Here is a 15892-nt window from a genome sequence, read left to right on the forward strand (position 1 = left end):
GCAAGCGCGCTTGATGCTGCATCCGACTGCCTTCAATTGCCGCAACACAACAAACCTTTTCGCCAATGCTCATGCCGACAAAGGATCCGCGGACACAAAATCAATTCGTGGACGCCCTCCTAGGTTGATTTAGGCACCGCAAATACATCCTGCGGGAATTTCGGGGAGTTGATGCGCTTGCAGTTCACAAAGCTCATGACAGCCTGCCTGATCGTACCATGCCTTCTGTTGCTTTCGGCCTGCACGACGGAGAGCATGCTGGGCGATGACATCGCGCGGCAAGCAAAGGCAGGGAACGCGGATCACGAAGCTGCGCTGCCGGAAGCGACCCGCAACCTGCTCTACGTCACCGACCGCGCACCAGTGGAAGCTGCCGATGGAACTGTATCATACGGCGCCCAACGGGCCCGCTCCGTCAGTTTCGGTACGGTGTTGCTTGCCGCCGAGAAGCAGTCGGGCCAAAAGGCCATCGCCGGTAATGATGTCCCTTTGCACGTGGTTTCGACCCGGCAAATCGGCAAGTTCCCGCCGTCTCCCTACTCGGTTGAGATCACGGCAAAAGGGCCACGGCGGACACCGGCCGTCGTGACAGCCCATGAACAGGCCGCCGCATCGCTCCAGGCCGAAATCTCGCGCCGCCTTGCCGTTGCCAAGCGCAAGGAAGTGGTCGTCTTCATTCACGGCTACAACAACACCTTCGATGACGCCGCCACTTCCACCGGCGATATCTGCCGGACGCTTTCATCGGAATTCGTCTGCATCGTTCTGACCTGGCCAGCGGGCGGATCCGGTGTTTTCGCCGGCTACAACATCGATCGCGAGTCCGGCGAGTTCGCGGTCGCCGACCTGAAGAGGGTCATCCGGATCATTTCGCAAACAAAGGGGCTGGAGCGCCTCCACCTCATTGCCCATAGCCGCGGCACCGATGTCCTCTTGTCTGCCGTCCAACAACTCGGCATCGAGGCCTATGCTAGCCGGTCGTCTCCGTCGCTCAGCTACAAGATCGCCAACGTCATCCTGTTTGCGCCGGATATCGATCTGGATGTTGCGGAGACGAAGCTTTTCGGCGTCGTTTCGGACCCCGATATGTCGTTTGGCGGAAAATCGGCCCCAGCCGCCGCCTTCCCTCCGCTCGGGGCGCTGCACCTGACGGTCTATTCCTCACCAAACGACAAGGCGATTGCCCTATCAAGCTGGCTGTTCGGCAGCGTCGTTCGCCTTGGCCGCCTGAGCAGCGACAGTCTCAAGGAAAAGAACGTCGGCGCAAATTCGCTTTGGGAAAATTCCGAGCTCTCCGGCATCGCTGACTTTATCGAATATGACGGAGGCGCCGGCTTTATCGGGCACAGCTACTTCCTCTCGGACCGGCTTGTTAATCGCGACATGGTCGCCTTGATCAGAGACCGTCTCAAAGCCGGAGATCCGGGCCGTCCGCTTGTGGAAGTCAAACGGCCGTTCTGGCGCGTTGCCGAGGCCGGGAAATTGACAAACTGACGGGGCGCGGAACCTTGCAAATCATCAAGCTCAATGACGCAGTCGCCTTTGGCGGCAGTTCCGAGGCATTCGGTGTTCGGGCCAGCGACCGCTCATCACGATCTCAGCTCTCCAGGAAATGCTTCCGTTGCTAGATTTCGTTCCAGATCTTCAGACCCTCACGTCAACCTTTTCTCAGGCGGCGGCCCCGACATTTTTTCTCGGCGCTGTTGCGGCGTTTGTCTCGCTTATGTCGACCCGCTTGTCTACCGTCGTCGAACGTATCAAGACCCTCAACTCTATCGCCGAGGATGATCCGGCCCGCGTCCATCTCAAGACGGATGTCGAACGGTTACGCCGGCGAGCGCGATATCTAAATAGCGGCATCTCTGCTGCTTTGCGGGCCGGCATGTGCGCAACCGCGCTTATTGCAATCCTGTTTGTCAGTCAGCTTGCAGGGCTAAAATACGCGTATGGCGCCGGCATGATCTTCATTGTGGCAACCGCGCTTCTCGGCTTCGCATTGTTCCGCTTCAGTCAGGAAGCCCGACTGGGCCTCGATGAGGCTGATGAATATCACTGATCACAATCTGGAAGAAAATGGAGCGGGTGAAGCGATTCGAACGCTCGACCCCAACCTTGGCAAGGTTGTGCCCACCACTTTACCGGACTATACGCACATATACAAGACTACGTTAATTTCCTGAAATCGTTTGATTTTATCTAAACTCAGGTATATGGAGCTATCTAGCCCATTACGAAAACCGTGCTACCCCCGGTGCTACCCGAGAGAAATCAAATGGTGTCTGCGAATAAGGTCAAGATCACTGACGCGGTCGTGAAACGCGCAACCCTTCCGCCAGATCAAGGTGAGATGATTTTGTGGGACACCGAAGTAACGGGCTTTGGGTTGCGGCTTCGCGGTTCGGCCAAGACCTATATAGTCTGCTATCGCCCCGCCGGCGCAGGCCGCTCCGCTAATACAAAGAAGCACACGCTCGGCGGCCATGACGTAATCAAGCCATCGTCTGAAGCCCGTAAACTCGCCCTCGCGGTTTTGGGAAAGGTCGCGGCGGGCGGCGATCCCGTCGCCGAGCGGGCCGAAAAGAAACGGGCACAAAAAGCCCGCGTCTCCGATCTTTTGAATGACTACGAAGACGACCTGAAGCGCCGGAAATACGTCGCCACCGACATTGTAATGAGCGTCTTGCGCCGCCGGCTGAAGACGCACGCGAGCAAAGATATACGCGAGCTCAAGGGGGCCGACTATGTCGCAATCATCAGTAAAATCGAGAAGGACGGGAAAGCTGGCGGCGCTGATGCGTTTCGCACGCGCTGCAGGACATTCCTCGGCTGGTGCAAATTCACCAAAAAGGTTTTGGACGCCAACCCGCTGGAGGGCTACCGCAAAGGGCGAAGCACCCGAGAAGAAAAGGTCGCCAAGGAACAGCATGGCCGGGCATTAAGCGATAAAGAGCTGGTCGCGGTATGGAATGCCGCCGACCCGGATACTGTTTTCGGGAGGTTGGTGCGGTTCCTTATCCTGACGGGTTGCCGCCGAAACGAAGGCGCAGGCCTGACCCGCGCCATGTTGAAACGGTATTCCTCGCGCGTCGATTTGCCAGCGAGCTTCACTAAGCAGGCCCGCGGCCACACGGTATTTATTTGGTCCGCATTAGAGGAAATTCTCGAGAAATGCGCGATCGACGCCCGATCCGATCTAGTTTTCCCATCGTCCCGTACCGGGAAGAAGATGAGCGGATGGTCGAAGATGCTCGCGGCCCTGGCAAAAAAGTGCGGCGTCAAATTCACGTTCCACGATCTTCGCCGGACGTTCAGGACAGGCCTTTCTCGCCTGGACGTCAATAAAGACCTGGCCGAATTGGCGCTCGGCCACGCCCGCGAAGAACTGGAGGCCACTTATAATCGCGACGACGCAGAAGAAAAACTGCGCCAGGTGTTCAAGCTGTGGGCGGATCACGTCAACGGCTTGGTCGCAAAGGCCGAGCTTGAAGCGAAGCTTCAGGGGGCGTTCGCATGACACCAAAATTGGAAGTTTCCGAATGGAGCGAAGATGCCAGTCTGGAAGGTGCTGCGTCGAAACGGCAACGAGACAGAGAAGCGTTTGCCGCAGTATTAAGCCCCATTTTGAAGAGACACCCGCAAAAACTGGCAATAATCGACGATATAGAAAACGGAAACTCTTCGGCTGCGATCTTCCTTCGGCAGCTACTGGACGGGCTGAAAATTCGACCAGCGCGCGGCCGGCCGGAAGACAAAATCCGCAATCGCCAGTTCTTCCTTTTCGTCGAGGCTCACCGGGTCCGGTCGAAGCAGCAACCCGGCGCAAAAAGAGGCCGCCCGAAAAAAGGTCAGTCGGAGAGTACGAAAAATTTGCAATCGATGATTGGATACGACGCGAGTTTGAAACGCGCGGCGAAGACATTAACGCGGCTCACGAAGCCGTTATTGATGCCGAACGCAAGAAATACGACAAGCTTTACCACAGGCTACTGAGACAAAAGTTTCCGCCCCTGGAAACAACGCCTACCCTTGAGGAAATATATAATATCGACCATTATCCGCCGACAAAAAAGACATAAATAATCGCCTTTTTGGGAGGCTTTTATGCCGATTTGGCTTCTGTATTGTGCACCATCAATGCCAGTATAGAAGGAGATCGACATGCGTGCACACGCCACCGCAGCGGCGGAAATTCCAGACCTCGATAAATTGCCGGCGGATGCTCTGCTGACGATAAAGCAGGTTTCGGCGCTTTCCAGCTTCACCGAACAAGCACTTTTAAAGTGGGCGAAAAACGGCAAAGGCCCGACTGTGACGCGCCTTGAAGGAAGACCCCGTTACCGGGCCGCCGATATCCGGTCTTGGTTCTCGGGGTCTATGGCGGGTGCGCAATGAGGGCCGAGAAGCGGTTGCCCGGCTTTGAGGATTTCTATCCGACGTCTGACGACATCGTCGAAGAAATGGGACGCGCAGGCTTCGAAACTTTCGCGCGATCAAAGGGCGATGATCCCAAAGCCATCGCGCAAGGGTTTCATTATCTGCAGGCCACGAACGCGAGACGGACCCGCGCGGAACAAATCGCCTATTCCGAGACCCTGACGGTCTTCCCTGAATTGGCGCGAGAACTGGCGGACTTTCTGCCAGAGAAGCACAGCAAGCGCTACAGCACGGCCGGACGGCCGAGCGAATTTTACAAGACCTTCCTTTACACCGCCGCCTACTATCACGCCTTGAACTCGGAAAAGCGCAAGGGCAAGGCCAGAAGCAAAGCGGCGAAAATGTTCGGTCTACGGCAGCCGGACGCGATCGAAAAGGCAGTGCAGCGATTTCTCAGAGACTTGGTGCAGATAAGGTATCGCGACCCGAAAACGGCGGATGCCATGCTTAACTTTTTTGCGGAGACTATCAGGCGGTTTGAAGCGCGAGAGCAAAAAAGCCGCCAAGAGAGCGAAGCCCGCAAAATTGCGCATCTTCAGGCTATTTCGGCGGCGAAATTTCCCAGACGGTAGTTTCTCAATTCGGAGAACGCCAATGAAACCGCAACGCAGAGAAGCTTACGTACCGTGGCGCGACCGCGCCTTTGTTTCGCTTGAAGAAGCGGCCGAGATTGTCGCCCGCTCGCCTGGCTGGGTACGCCGCCGCATTATAGACGGGCACCTGTCGGGGTTTCGACTATTTGGGGGCGGCGCGCTGCTGGTCTCGGTGCCGAGTTTGTGCGGCTACATTAAAGCCGCGAGCCCTGTCGCTCCCGCCGACGTGAAGGCCCCGCCGACGCGCCTGGCCCTGGTCGCTTCCAATCCCCTCAAGTGAATAAGGCGGCCCGCTGTAACGGTCCGCCTTGGAGATCAGTATGCACAACGCTTTTATACAGCATGACGGCCCATCGGCACAAGGCGATGCTTGCTTTGGTGACCTCGTGGCCCACGTTCCAGAGCGGTCGCCGGCAGCTCGCGAAGCAATCGCGGCCCTTCAGGCTGTAGACCCCGACGGCTGGCACAATCTTGTCGCAATCCGCGATGGCCGCGCACCGACAGGCCGCACATTCCCGCCTGATAGTTGGGATGAAATTGCCGAGTGGGTTGATGCGTACAACGGCAATGCAAATTGCTATTTTACCCTGAACGAGCCACGACCAGACGCTGCAGATAAGAAGCTTGAAAAAGCTTACATTGTGCGTATTCGAGGCGTGGGGGTCGATCTTGATCCGATAAAACGTGAAGACCGCCCGTTGACCGCTGCCGAGTTCGCGGATGCACGTGCAGAACTTCAGTCACGCCAGCTCAGCGACGACGGGCAATTCTCCCCATCGTTCACGATCGACACGGGTAATGGCCTGCAGCGTATCTGGCTGACTGCGGAATACCTTGACGCGAGCGTTGAACGCCAATGGGCGGAAGAGTGCGGCCAGGCGCTGGCGCATGCTTTGGGAGGCGATCCGATCCAGAACATCGACCGCCTCTTTCGTTTGCCCGGCACGGGGAACGTTTTGACTGCAAAAAAACTGTCGAAATATCCGCCAGGTTTTCGAACCGCCTCGATTGCGACGATCGACGCGTCGCGGCGTTATAGCCGTGAACAGATCACCCGTTTCGCGCCGTCATTCGAACACGTACCGCGCAATCTTGACCGACAATCCGATATCCAAGGCATTGAACATGATGACGCCTACATTGCACGGGCGTTGAACGAGATCGGTACTGCCCCCGGTGTCTGTGGAAGCTTTCGCGACCTGGACGCCGAACTGCAGGAAAAGCTGGCTCAAGTACGGCAGACGAAATCGCAGCTTCACCGACTGATCAACGGCGAGGTGGAAGGCTTGCTGCCGGTCGCTGAAGGCAAGGCACAAAGTACCAGTCGCTCAGAGTTTCTGTTTTCGGCAGGGGTCTATTTGTACGAAGCCGGATTTACGGCCGAAGAGTTCGCCAACGTTGTCTGTGCATGGGATCACGTTCAACCACACCTTGACGAGGCGGGCGACGTAGAGCGCGCCCTCTCACGAGTATGGGGCAAGGTGGTCCGCCGGCGCGATATCGAAATCAGCAAATTAGTCAAAAAGTGGTTCGATCCCAATCCCCCACCTGTCGATCGCCAGTCTTTCGACCGAGCGCCCACGGCCGCGGGCAAACACTTCCGGCTCCTGTCGATGCAGGACATTCTGGATATGCCAGCGCCGAAATTTATCATCGACGGGCATATTCCCGAAAATGGCCTCGGCTTTTTGTATGGCAAGCCGGGCACGAAAAAGTCCTTCATAGCTCTGGATTGGGCCTTGCACATCGCTTTCCAAAAGGCCGACTGGCACGGCTATGCAATTGATCCCAAAGCCAACGGCACCGTCGTCTACATCGCTGGTGAAGGTGCGAGCGGCATGCAGGCGCGTTGCCGGGCTTGGATGCAGCACCATTCCATTGCCAGCGAGGATCGGGCCACCAGCATGTTCCGTCTTATCGACAGGTCCGTGAATTTTGTAATCGGAGAAGACCAGAAAAATCTGATCGAAGATATCAAGTCCCAAATCGCCGGCCCCGTTAGCGCTGTCTTCATTGATACCGTGTCGCGCTCGGTCGCGGGCGCTGACGAAAATTCGCAAAAGGATATGTCGAAGTTCGTTGATGCCTGCGCAGCGGTCCAGCGTGAGTTCTCATGTTTCGTTGTGGGCGTCCACCACGCCACTAAGCAAACCGGCGAAATGCGCGGCTCCACGGTCTTGCTTGGTGCGGGCGATTTCGTCTTTCACGTCGAAGCCGGCAAAGCTTCATCCGCATCCGGCATCACGCCCGTGAAGCTGAAGTGCGAAAAGCAAAAGGACGCACCGGACGGTCGGTATGATGAATTTGCATTCGCTCATATCCAGGTCGATGCCGAGACATCGTCGCTGGTACCAGTCCGAATAACGACGCGAGAACGCCCGCGTATTGAGGCATCCAGCGATCTGAAGACCGAAATACTGCTGGCGATCCAGGCGGCTTGCGACGCAAAGGAACCGTGGGCGAAAGCGCCAAAGGTCAAATACGCCGAGCGCGGGGCTCGTCGGCGGCTTGCCCTGGATTTCCACATGGACGCCGATGCGGCTGGCGACCTATTGGCCGAGTTGGAACGGGACGGCTTCATTCAGCACGGGACGACAGACAGCCATTCTAAAGCGCAGGGCTACAAGGTTATCCGGTTTCCAGACGCCGAAGCAGCGGAAATAGAAGTCCACGACGGTGAAGGTGCCTTCGATTGATGCGGAAATGGTTGCGGAAATGAAAATGCGGAAACCGATGCGGAAATGTGCGGAAATGCGGAAACGCCGCTGTAAGTCATTGAAATAATATGCGGAAATACAAGATGTCTAGTTGCGGAAATGGTTGCGGAAGCGTGCGGAAACGCGGCCGTAACCCATTGATTTCATTGGATGCGGAAATGGGCTTTCCCTTATACTACGTATGGCGGCTATCGGCCCGCTCCGCTTGCCTGCGCTCGGCCTCGCCGCCAGCTGGTTCGTATCGAGGTTTGATATTTCCCATTCTACAAATTGTAGTTTTCAGAAGAGCGGCCCTCTCAGAAATACGGAGTTGGGAAATGCGTTTCGGCAATACCCTACACAACCCTGTTTTGGAGACCTCCCGTGAGTGGGCCTAAGGGCGCGCCGCAGCTAGACCGCTGGCGACGGTCGCCCGAGTTCCGCGAGATCGCCCGGCGGCAGTGCCAGGCAATGAACCGAAAGCACTGGGAAGGCCCACGGTGCGAGGCGGCCAAGAGGTCCGACGGACAGCCTTGTCAGAAACCGGCGATGACCAACGGTAGGTGCCATCTGCATGGCGGCCGTACACCTTCCGGCGATGGTTGGCATAAACCGCAATGGCCGAACCGAGGGGCCGTCGATGGAATGGGCAAGCTAGACCGGAAACTGAAAGACCAAGCGCGCGCTGCTCGTAAGCGAGCCCGTCGCATCGAAGCGATGACGCCGGAGGAACGCGAGCGCTTTGATGCCTGGCACAAAGCCCGCACGCCGGGTGCCGCTGCCGTCCGACAACGGTCTCGCGACGAACGCCGCCAAAACGCAGAATTCCGCAAACGATCAGCCACCGCACCGCGCGCGTCGTCACCTGAGCTTCAGGCGATCGACGACGAGCTTACGAACTTGCGGCAGCGTCTCGCCCAATTCCAAACCGACAAAGGAGTATTTTCGTGATGACAGCCGAGACGGAACAATACGATGACGACGAACACGATCAGCTGGCACGGGCGCGCTTGGTGCGCCGAATGCGGTCCGAAGGCGGCACAGTAGCCTATGAAACGTGCTTGGCGGCCTGCCGGGATGAGAAAGCCCCCTGGAACGCACGGACACAAGCGGCTCGCAGTATCTTGGACGCGGGTGGTTTTTTCAAAACAACCGCTCACGACGAACTGGAGGAAAAAAATCCCGCAGAGATGACCGCGGCCGAATTGGATCAAGCGGTGGCCCGCGCAAAGGCCAGCCTACAGGCCCCTAAGAAGCGTAGCGCCTCGACCCCGCCCCGGAACACGTTGAAAAGCGGCAACGCTTTCGATTAAGACACTTCCCGAAACGTCGGCGACAATCGAGAGGATTTGAGATGCTACCAGGACCGAAAGAAACCGGACCCTATCGCGATCGGGATATCGATTGCCAGGAGGCTCTACAGAGCGGGTTTCGCGCGGTGACGCGGCTTACTGCGCAAAACCTCGTCGAAGCAGCTGGCGGCAAGCTGTCGCCCGCTCTGATCAATCTGGCCAAGGATGCGGCCCGGGTCGGTTGGGGGTTGGAAGAAGCTGAGACCGCAATCAGTGAATTGGCGCAGAATTACCTGGATGATCTCGGGGAGTGATCCTCGCCACTGTCATCATTTTCCGCCGCGTTTTCGGGCCATTTCGCGGTGGATCATCATCACCCTTATGCGCATGCGATGCCTAACTTCCACGTCATGCCGCTTCTTTTCCAGATATTCCGGACTTCCAGGAACCTTTAACGCAGCCTTGGCCCTTTTTGCCTCGTCTCGCGCCGCTGCGAAATTCTCGACGTCATCGAATTCAAATAATAGTGGGCGACCTGGAATGTAGGAAATCCTGCGGGTTAGCCGCAGCCGTTTCAACTGCTCCCCGGAAATCCGCAATCGTTTCGCCGTTTCCGCTTCGGTCAGAAACTTGATCATCTTTTGCGCCCCGCCTTCAGGGCGGCCCGCGCCTTGTATTTTTCGAAAGCCGCTTTAGCGTTCTCTGCCGCTTCCGCCGATGCCGCGGCGCTAACTGCCGGATCGGCACCGTCAGCAGGCAGGGCGTGAACCTTTATGCCGTCGAGGTACGTTTTCAGGTCTGCCGATGAAATCAGCACCGGCCGGCCGCCGGCGTATGACAACTTTCCCGCAAGTCGTAGGCGCTTCACCTTGGACGTGGAACACCTAAGCAACTTTGCGACTTCGGGTTCTGTTAGGAATTCGGTCATAGACATATCTCACTGAAAACCAGACCGTAATTATGGTTTTAAGCATATGTCAACATAAAACATGTCTATCGTATGTCTGTTGTCTGTCTAAAAATACTATTTAGTAACAAATATTCTGATATTACTCATTTATTTTGTCTATTATGTAGGTTTTTCAAGTCAAAAATATATAGATTGACTCCGAATTGGCCAGATGTTTACGTTTATAGCGGAATTGTTAACTGATTTGCTTTATTTTCCATATCGCCGGGTTGATCTCCGGCAGGTCTGGAATCCCTGCGTCATGTCCAAGGCGAAAGCCTAAAAGCGCAGGGCCGCGGTCTCCCGGTTGTCAATTCCAGACCTCAATTGCCGTCGACAACGGCTAAACGGAGAACAAAAAATGACCAACCCAAATAACGAGAAATGCCCGCTGTACGAAATCGACGGGGAGCCCCTTGCCCGCGTCTGGCAGATCGTGGACTTCGATCAATCATACAGACTGGCGTGCATAGCGATGGAAATTGGCGCGCATGCGACTTGCGACAAAGGCGACGACGAGGACTACATCGTAAAGCGCTTCAACAAACGGTCCAAGCTTCACGCCCGGTTGCCCGGCGCCGCGCACGCAACGAAAGACGATTATGTCTTCTTGTCCGCCATGCCTTTAGATAACCTGGTTCGGTTCATCGAGATCCTGCAGGGGCCGTTCGATCACAGCATGGCCGCCTGATCAAGCAAGGCCCTCGCGCGCTGCGCGAGGGCCTTCGACAGCATAGGCTATGAGGCCTGACGCTTCGCCAATCGGCTCAATGTTGAACGCGAACACCCTGTCGCGTTCACAATGCTGCTCCAGCTTTGCTTGTTTGCCAGCATCTGAACGAGTGCAGCATTGCGCTGCGCGTCTTCCGGCCGCCCCTTGTAAACACCAGTTGCCTTGGCCTTCTCAATGCCCTGCGCTTGCCGGCGCCTGCGGTCCTCGTAGTCCTTGCGGGCAATCGCGGCGAGCATATCCAGCATCATTCCATTGATTGCGTCCAGCATGCGGCCGTGAATGTCGTCGCGGTCAGAAGTGGCCATCATCCATGACGTCGGGAGATCCAACGCGACGACACGGACCTGTCGGTCTTTGATCTCACGCTTCAGGCGCTCCCAATCGCCAGCATCAAGGCGGCTCAAACGGTCAACCTGCTCGACCAGAAAGATATCGCCCGGATGGCAGTCAGACAGCAACCGGAATAGCTCGGGCCGCTGCAGGGACGCACCGCTTTCATTCTCCGTATAGGTCGACGCGATCTTCAGGCCCCGGTCCGCCGCGAAGCGAAAGAGATCCTCCCGCGCCCGGCTCGCATCCTGGTCTTTTGTGCTTGCTCTGAGATAGGCGCGTACGTACATCGAAGTCACCGTCGGTTCGCTTAGGGTGGTTCGATTATGAACGGTTCGTTTAGAGTGTCAACATCGATTTATCGAACCGGCAAGATAAAGGTTCTCTTGAGGTATACCCAAATGAACACGTCTCGATGCCGGTTCACAAAGTCTGAACTCGGTGTTACTGCGCGCTGATCGTAATGGGGAGGGAAGAATGCGCGTCTATCGCCTTGAGCCAAAGAGCGGTCTTAAAAGGTATGCTGTCCAGGAAAACGGTTTCTACGTCCTTGGCAACTATGCGAAGTTCGGCAGCGAGCAGCATGAAGTTGCCAACCGCGTGCTGGTTCGCTCCGAGCAAGAGATGATAGATCTCATAATGCAGGGACATTACATCCGTGTTGAAGCTGAAGATCGTCCAACTCTCGTTCGCAAGAACCTGTTCATCGACGGCAAGAAGGTGACCTGAAGCACTGGAGAGCAACCAGAGAACGACGCGCCCCTTGATCGGCGCCACCTCGCTTCATACCCTGCCCTACCCCCTACCCGCCCCCTGGGCACTCCAAACCGCCGCAGCCGGCGCTCACCAGATGCCCCTACAAATTTTCTGCGATTTTGAAACTTTTCGACATTTTGTAGTCCATTGAAATGCTCATTGAATCTCGCCTATCCGCTTGCATTTGAGCATCTTTTTCGGTAGCCTTCCGGTGTCGGTAAACAGCAGAAGTCGGGCAACTGCATCCCTCGCGAAAGGCTCGCTCCAAATAGGAACGGTCGAACCCCAAGCGAACGTTGAAACGGTTCTTCATTCGATATTCTGGCGCCCACCGGGCGGCACGCGGTTTGACCCCGCGCGAATGATTTGTCCTGGGATGCTTCCGCATATGGCCAATCCTTCAAAGCCTGACATCGATTACAGCTATGCCGGCTTCCAGCAAGAAACTCAGGATTTCCCCTTTCCTGGTACGCAGCTCGACAACGATCTGGCCGAACTATCCACGTCAATTGATCAGACGATCGACGGATTGGCCGACATCCGGCGATCAGACGGAAAACTGCAGAACTCCATCGTTACCGCCGACAGTCTCGACGAAAGTCTGCTGATCGGGTTGAAAACCCCGACGGTGTGGGAGACGTCTACCCGATATATCGTGCTTGATTGCGTCTCGATTGCGGAAACTGGGTTGCAGGGCATTTACCGGTGTCTGGTTTCGCATGAAAGCGCCGATTTTTCGGATGATCTCGGTGCCGGGTATTGGGAGATGATTTTCTCAATGTCGCCAGCGGGCTTGGGATTGGCCGACGTCGCGGTTACGGGCGATTACGACGATTTGCTTAATTTACCCGCGTTGGGCGCGGCCGCATTTCTGAACGTTGGAACGACCGCCGGCACTGTCGCAGCGGGCAACGACACGCGCATCACCAACGCCGTGCAAACGTCGCGTACGCTGACTGCTGGCGCCGGCATGGCCGCGATCGGCAACCTATCTGCTGACCGGACGATCGCACTCAATTCCGCGTCGCTGGCATCGCTGGCATTGGCTGACAGTGCCGTGCAACGTATCGGTAACGAAACGAAAATCGGCGATTTGCGCGTGACCGACGGTTTGCTTAAAGTCTTCAAAGACCTGCAGACAATCCCGACTACTGCCGACAGCGCCGGGATGATCGTTTCCTGCAATCGTTCTAATGCAGACCGTGAAACGAACATTCGTAATATGTACGTGAACGGCACGGGTATGACCAAGGCTTTCGTCTGGTCTCAGATTACGACAGCGGGCAGCGCTGAAACTGACCTCCTGACGCTCTACCGCAACGGCCGTGCTGCGGTCGGTTCGATCGGCTGGTTGGAAGCAATTGCAGGCCAAGCTGAAACCGTCAGCATGTTCACCTCGCTTAGCAAGCCAGGCACCGCTCTCGCGTTAACAGGCGCATCCCGCACCTCAGACGCACTTGCCCCGGCTTACTTCAGTGGCATTGGCGTCTGGGGCTTTAGCCACAACAACCGGGCACGGACGGGCGACTTCAACACCACCTTCATGGGTTGGGGTGGCTATTTCGAAAACCGTCGTGATAACGGCTCCGGCCGCTCCCATGGCGTGGAAATCGGCTCGGTTAATCTCGGGGCTGCAGGGGTAGACCCCGAAGCCACGCTGATGACACCTTACGACTATGCACAGGCCAATTCGATAAATGGGCTGCTGCTAAGCGCTGGCCGTCCCGATGTAGGCGCAGGTCAGCACGACATCTCCAACGCGATAAACGTCATCGCCAATGGGGCCAAATACCGTACCGGCATCGTCTTCGGGAACGGCTCTGTGGCGGCTGACGGCCCTACAGTGCCGGCAATCCTTATGCCAACGCTTTACGGCTTCCGATGGCACACAGCTGAAGGGTTACGCGCATATTTTCACGCGGACCAGTCCGCAGGCTCGCAGACAATCGGGATGGTCGTACGCAATGACAGCGTTGATGTGGAATTCCAAGGCTCGACCACGATCCGTTTGAAAACCAATGAGATCCGCGCGCTTAACACAAATGGCGGCTTCGACGGGGGTGCCACATATATCGGCAACACCACCGCATCCCGTCAATTTCGGCTCGCCACGTTCGATGCGTCTTTTCCACACCTCTACCTTGAGATCAACACAAACACGACAGCATCCCCGACCTGGACAAACCGTGGTCAGTTCAACGCCGCGACCGGGGTATATTCGTCCGTCTCTGATGAGCGGCTCAAGAAAAACTTCCGCCCATTTGGCCGCAGCGCTCTCGACACAGTCTCCGGATTGGCGAGCGCATCAAGCCATTACAGCATGATTGGAGATGACCGCGAACACTTCGGCTACCTGGCCGGAAGGGTTTTGTCGGTGTTCCCAGAGGGCGTCGATGCCAAAGGGAAAAATCTGATGGTCAGCGATCGGCCAATTTCAGCCCTCCATAGTCTGGCTATAGACGAACTAAAACAAAGGGTTGAAATGCTAGAAAATACAAACCTTCTGTGATTTTGAAACTTTTTTAACATTTGTCGGCCGTGCTATTCACGAACCCCATGGCGTCGACAGAGAAATCTCGGCGTGGCACCTATTTCGGCGGAAGCCTCGGCAACGGCCGCCGCTGCGTCTGCTGATGATGCCGCAGGTCGATATCAAACAAATATGAGAATTGGAAAGCCGAGAATTGCCAGCGTGAGCGCAACACCCATAAAAATGCGTGCCATTCTAAAACGCCGGGTTCGCCGGCCGTCCCAATCGTAAGTCATTTAATCCCTCATAGGATTCCGAGAACCGGACGCGCCCGCATCCGGTTCTCGCAGGCCGTGCCATGGGCCGGCCTGTTGTATCGCTCATCGTAAGCGACGACCGGCAGATAGAGCCGACACAGATAGAATCAACCGTGACGCGTGAAAAAAGACGAGGCCTGATCCCGCCCAAGCAGACGTTGGCAGGCCTCTGACCGGCGTTTCGGGAGAGTGGTTCCGAAGACCGGCTGTGCAAGCAATCCGCACGGCTAATGCTTGTTCCCAGATCAAAGGACATCATCACGCCGATCCATTCAGCGGGGACCTGTGGCGCCACACTGCCGGCATGACCAATAGGGCCACAGAAGGCCACCTGCCCGACAGATCGACTTTACGTTGTGGATCTGTTCAATTGGTTGTCTTTGGGGAGGGCTGTAAGTGCTGAAGATCAAAATAGTGACCGTAAGCTTGTGCGGGTTCATCCTGACGTCATGCAGCCCGGCCAAAACAATCGCCAATTTGTTCTACGAAAACGATGCCGCACCCTGGGAAACCGTCGACGCCTTTTATTATCCGGACCGCGCGGATCTGACGATCAGCCAAAGTATGCCTGACGTCGACGGCGTCGCCGGCTGCAGAGAAATCGTGCGCTATATGTCGTCGGTGAACAACGATCCGCAGCTATTGCGGGGCGATTATGAATGCGGCGTCGGGCGCATCGATAAGGCGGAATATGCGGGTGTGAACGTCTACCGGCTCACGGTGCGTTGATCGTTCGTTCGAATATCCAGAACGAGGGTAGATAGAGACGTCCGCTGTTAATAGTGACCTTACGAAGCTAAAGGGGTTTTTCCAACAGCAGCTTCGATAATAGGCTGAGCGAGTTTCAGATTTCGGAACATATCAACCAATGCCACGCTAAGTGTATCAAGGTCTTGTTTTTTATGCATTAATTGGATATGTTTTTTCACCTCATTTATAGAGGACTGAAGGTTTCTAACAGGCATTTCCTTCTCCACCGGAAGGTTCACCGTAAACGCACCCACATTCGTATAGAGCCGAGCCAAACTCGAAGAAATATCCTTTTTCTTCTGGGGATCTATCACTCCACTGACAGAAATTTCCTCAGTGAACGAGTTGAGCATTTCGAGAAACTTCTTGTTTTCGGTCATCAGCTCATTGAATTCCGCAACCTTCATTTCTTCGACACGGTTGATCTGCGCTTCGTAAATTGACCAAAACACGCCAGCGCCGCCGGTGGCGCCAATGCTCACCGCAGCTAAAATCGCACCGAAAATGTGTTGCCGCAGGTAGTCGGCAATTGCTTGAATCATGAACCTCAACCTTCAGTCGGGCGTCCTGCA

At 56.1% G+C, this 15892-nt stretch carries 19 protein-coding genes and 1 pseudogene; 16 read left to right on the plus strand and 4 right to left on the minus strand.

Annotation, left to right across the window (positions count from 1 at the left end; all coding sequences use genetic code 11):
* The first annotated feature begins 171 nt into the window (after positions 1–171).
* The 12 genes and pseudogenes from R6X40_RS15330 (at position 172) to R6X40_RS15380 (ending at position 9329) form a co-directional block, all read left to right on the plus strand.
* Positions 172–1494 (plus strand): alpha/beta hydrolase, encoded by a 1323-nt coding sequence (locus R6X40_RS15330; RefSeq protein WP_318414666.1) that lies wholly within the window; start codon positions 172–174, stop codon positions 1492–1494.
* 127 nt (positions 1495–1621) lie between these two features.
* Positions 1622–2056 (plus strand): DUF2721 domain-containing protein, encoded by a 435-nt coding sequence (locus R6X40_RS15335; protein ID WP_318414667.1) that lies wholly within the window; start codon positions 1622–1624, stop codon positions 2054–2056.
* A 216-nt stretch (positions 2057–2272) separates the two neighbouring features.
* A complete protein-coding gene (locus R6X40_RS15340; protein WP_318414668.1) occupies positions 2273–3514 on the plus strand; it encodes a tyrosine-type recombinase/integrase in 1242 nt (413 codons plus the stop codon).
* Positions 3511–3990 carry a hypothetical protein gene (locus R6X40_RS15345; RefSeq protein WP_318414669.1) on the plus strand — a complete coding sequence of 160 codons (480 nt, stop codon included), beginning with the start codon at positions 3511–3513 and terminating at the stop codon, positions 3988–3990. The genes R6X40_RS15340 and R6X40_RS15345 overlap by 4 nt, the downstream gene beginning before the upstream one ends.
* Before the next feature lie 168 nt (positions 3991–4158).
* Entirely contained in the window at positions 4159–4392 is a 234-nt protein-coding gene (locus R6X40_RS15350) for a hypothetical protein (RefSeq protein WP_318414670.1), read from the plus strand.
* A complete protein-coding gene (locus R6X40_RS15355; protein ID WP_318414671.1) occupies positions 4389–5006 on the plus strand; it encodes a hypothetical protein in 618 nt (205 codons plus the stop codon). Before R6X40_RS15350 ends, R6X40_RS15355 begins: the two co-directional genes overlap by 4 nt.
* Before the next feature lie 22 nt (positions 5007–5028).
* The gene (locus tag R6X40_RS15360; protein WP_318414672.1) at positions 5029–5307 is read left to right on the plus strand and encodes a hypothetical protein; all 279 of its coding nucleotides are present in this window, start codon (positions 5029–5031) and stop codon (positions 5305–5307) included.
* A 40-nt stretch (positions 5308–5347) separates the two neighbouring features.
* Complete coding sequence (locus tag R6X40_RS15365) at positions 5348–7723, plus strand: AAA family ATPase (protein WP_318414673.1); 2376 nt, start codon at positions 5348–5350, stop codon at positions 7721–7723.
* A 471-nt stretch (positions 7724–8194) separates the two neighbouring features.
* Positions 8195–8299 (plus strand): annotated as a pseudogene (locus R6X40_RS31605) (hypothetical protein); the annotation flags it as partial.
* Between the two features lie 69 nt (positions 8300–8368).
* Positions 8369–8674 (plus strand): hypothetical protein, encoded by a 306-nt coding sequence (locus R6X40_RS15370; protein WP_318414674.1) that lies wholly within the window; start codon positions 8369–8371, stop codon positions 8672–8674.
* Positions 8674–9036, plus strand: a complete 363-nt coding sequence (locus R6X40_RS15375; protein ID WP_318414675.1) for a hypothetical protein — start codon at positions 8674–8676, stop codon at positions 9034–9036. The genes R6X40_RS15370 and R6X40_RS15375 overlap by 1 nt, the downstream gene beginning before the upstream one ends.
* Positions 9037–9077: 41 nt before the next feature.
* The gene (locus R6X40_RS15380) at positions 9078–9329 is read left to right on the plus strand and encodes a hypothetical protein (protein WP_318414676.1); all 252 of its coding nucleotides are present in this window, start codon (positions 9078–9080) and stop codon (positions 9327–9329) included.
* Between the two features lie 15 nt (positions 9330–9344).
* Here R6X40_RS15380 and R6X40_RS15385 read toward each other — a convergent pair whose 3' ends face one another.
* Together R6X40_RS15385 and R6X40_RS15390 are read right to left on the minus strand one after the other, a co-directional pair.
* On the minus strand, positions 9345–9653 hold the full coding sequence (locus R6X40_RS15385) for a hypothetical protein (protein ID WP_318414677.1): 309 nt from the start codon (positions 9651–9653) through the stop codon (positions 9345–9347).
* Positions 9650–9943 (minus strand): helix-turn-helix domain-containing protein, encoded by a 294-nt coding sequence (locus R6X40_RS15390; RefSeq protein ID WP_318414678.1) that lies wholly within the window; start codon positions 9941–9943, stop codon positions 9650–9652. The genes R6X40_RS15385 and R6X40_RS15390 overlap by 4 nt, the downstream gene beginning before the upstream one ends.
* A gap of 382 nt (positions 9944–10325) precedes the next feature.
* Here R6X40_RS15390 and R6X40_RS15395 point away from each other — a divergent pair, with 382 nt between their 5' ends.
* Positions 10326–10655, plus strand: coding sequence for a hypothetical protein (locus tag R6X40_RS15395; RefSeq protein WP_318414679.1), 330 nt, complete (start codon positions 10326–10328; stop codon positions 10653–10655).
* Positions 10656–10702: 47 nt separating this feature from the next.
* On the opposite strand, the gene R6X40_RS15400 is transcribed toward R6X40_RS15395, so the two are convergent.
* Positions 10703–11317, minus strand: coding sequence for a recombinase family protein (locus tag R6X40_RS15400; protein ID WP_318414680.1), 615 nt, complete (start codon positions 11315–11317; stop codon positions 10703–10705).
* A 187-nt stretch (positions 11318–11504) separates the two neighbouring features.
* Here R6X40_RS15400 and R6X40_RS15405 point away from each other — a divergent pair, with 187 nt between their 5' ends.
* The 3 genes from R6X40_RS15405 (at position 11505) to R6X40_RS15415 (ending at position 15299) form a co-directional block, all read left to right on the plus strand.
* Complete coding sequence (locus tag R6X40_RS15405; protein ID WP_318414681.1) at positions 11505–11756, plus strand: hypothetical protein; 252 nt, start codon at positions 11505–11507, stop codon at positions 11754–11756.
* A 415-nt stretch (positions 11757–12171) separates the two neighbouring features.
* Positions 12172–14292 (plus strand): tail fiber domain-containing protein, encoded by a 2121-nt coding sequence (locus R6X40_RS15410; RefSeq protein WP_318414682.1) that lies wholly within the window; start codon positions 12172–12174, stop codon positions 14290–14292.
* A gap of 674 nt (positions 14293–14966) precedes the next feature.
* Entirely contained in the window at positions 14967–15299 is a 333-nt protein-coding gene (locus tag R6X40_RS15415; protein ID WP_318414683.1) for a hypothetical protein, read from the plus strand.
* A gap of 59 nt (positions 15300–15358) precedes the next feature.
* Here the strand turns inward: R6X40_RS15415 and R6X40_RS15420 are convergent, their stop codons facing one another.
* On the minus strand, positions 15359–15862 hold the full coding sequence (locus R6X40_RS15420) for a hypothetical protein (RefSeq protein ID WP_318414684.1): 504 nt from the start codon (positions 15860–15862) through the stop codon (positions 15359–15361).
* Positions 15863–15892 lie beyond the last annotated feature (30 nt).

This window comes from Rhizobium sp. PL01, from assembly GCF_033447125.1.
GTDB lineage: Bacteria > Pseudomonadota > Alphaproteobacteria > Rhizobiales > Rhizobiaceae > Pararhizobium.

Coding starts and splice junctions, on each gene's coding strand:
- R6X40_RS15330 (WP_318414666.1), top strand. CDS start 172: ATGCGCTTGCAGTTCACAAAGCTCATGACAGCCTGCCTGATCGTACCA.
- R6X40_RS15340 (WP_318414668.1), top strand. CDS start 2,273: ATGGTGTCTGCGAATAAGGTCAAGATCACTGACGCGGTCGTGAAACGC.
- R6X40_RS15345 (WP_318414669.1), top strand. CDS start 3,511: ATGACACCAAAATTGGAAGTTTCCGAATGGAGCGAAGATGCCAGTCTG.
- R6X40_RS15350 (WP_318414670.1), top strand. CDS start 4,159: ATGCGTGCACACGCCACCGCAGCGGCGGAAATTCCAGACCTCGATAAA.
- R6X40_RS15355 (WP_318414671.1), top strand. CDS start 4,389: ATGAGGGCCGAGAAGCGGTTGCCCGGCTTTGAGGATTTCTATCCGACG.
- R6X40_RS15360 (WP_318414672.1), top strand. CDS start 5,029: ATGAAACCGCAACGCAGAGAAGCTTACGTACCGTGGCGCGACCGCGCC.
- R6X40_RS15365 (WP_318414673.1), top strand. CDS start 5,348: ATGCACAACGCTTTTATACAGCATGACGGCCCATCGGCACAAGGCGAT.
- R6X40_RS15370 (WP_318414674.1), top strand. CDS start 8,369: ATGGGCAAGCTAGACCGGAAACTGAAAGACCAAGCGCGCGCTGCTCGT.
- R6X40_RS15375 (WP_318414675.1), top strand. CDS start 8,674: ATGACAGCCGAGACGGAACAATACGATGACGACGAACACGATCAGCTG.
- R6X40_RS15380 (WP_318414676.1), top strand. CDS start 9,078: ATGCTACCAGGACCGAAAGAAACCGGACCCTATCGCGATCGGGATATC.
- R6X40_RS15385 (WP_318414677.1), bottom strand. CDS start 9,653: ATGATCAAGTTTCTGACCGAAGCGGAAACGGCGAAACGATTGCGGATT.
- R6X40_RS15390 (WP_318414678.1), bottom strand. CDS start 9,943: ATGACCGAATTCCTAACAGAACCCGAAGTCGCAAAGTTGCTTAGGTGT.
- R6X40_RS15395 (WP_318414679.1), top strand. CDS start 10,326: ATGACCAACCCAAATAACGAGAAATGCCCGCTGTACGAAATCGACGGG.
- R6X40_RS15400 (WP_318414680.1), bottom strand. CDS start 11,317: ATGTACGTACGCGCCTATCTCAGAGCAAGCACAAAAGACCAGGATGCG.
- R6X40_RS15405 (WP_318414681.1), top strand. CDS start 11,505: ATGCGCGTCTATCGCCTTGAGCCAAAGAGCGGTCTTAAAAGGTATGCT.
- R6X40_RS15410 (WP_318414682.1), top strand. CDS start 12,172: ATGGCCAATCCTTCAAAGCCTGACATCGATTACAGCTATGCCGGCTTC.
- R6X40_RS15420 (WP_318414684.1), bottom strand. CDS start 15,862: ATGATTCAAGCAATTGCCGACTACCTGCGGCAACACATTTTCGGTGCG.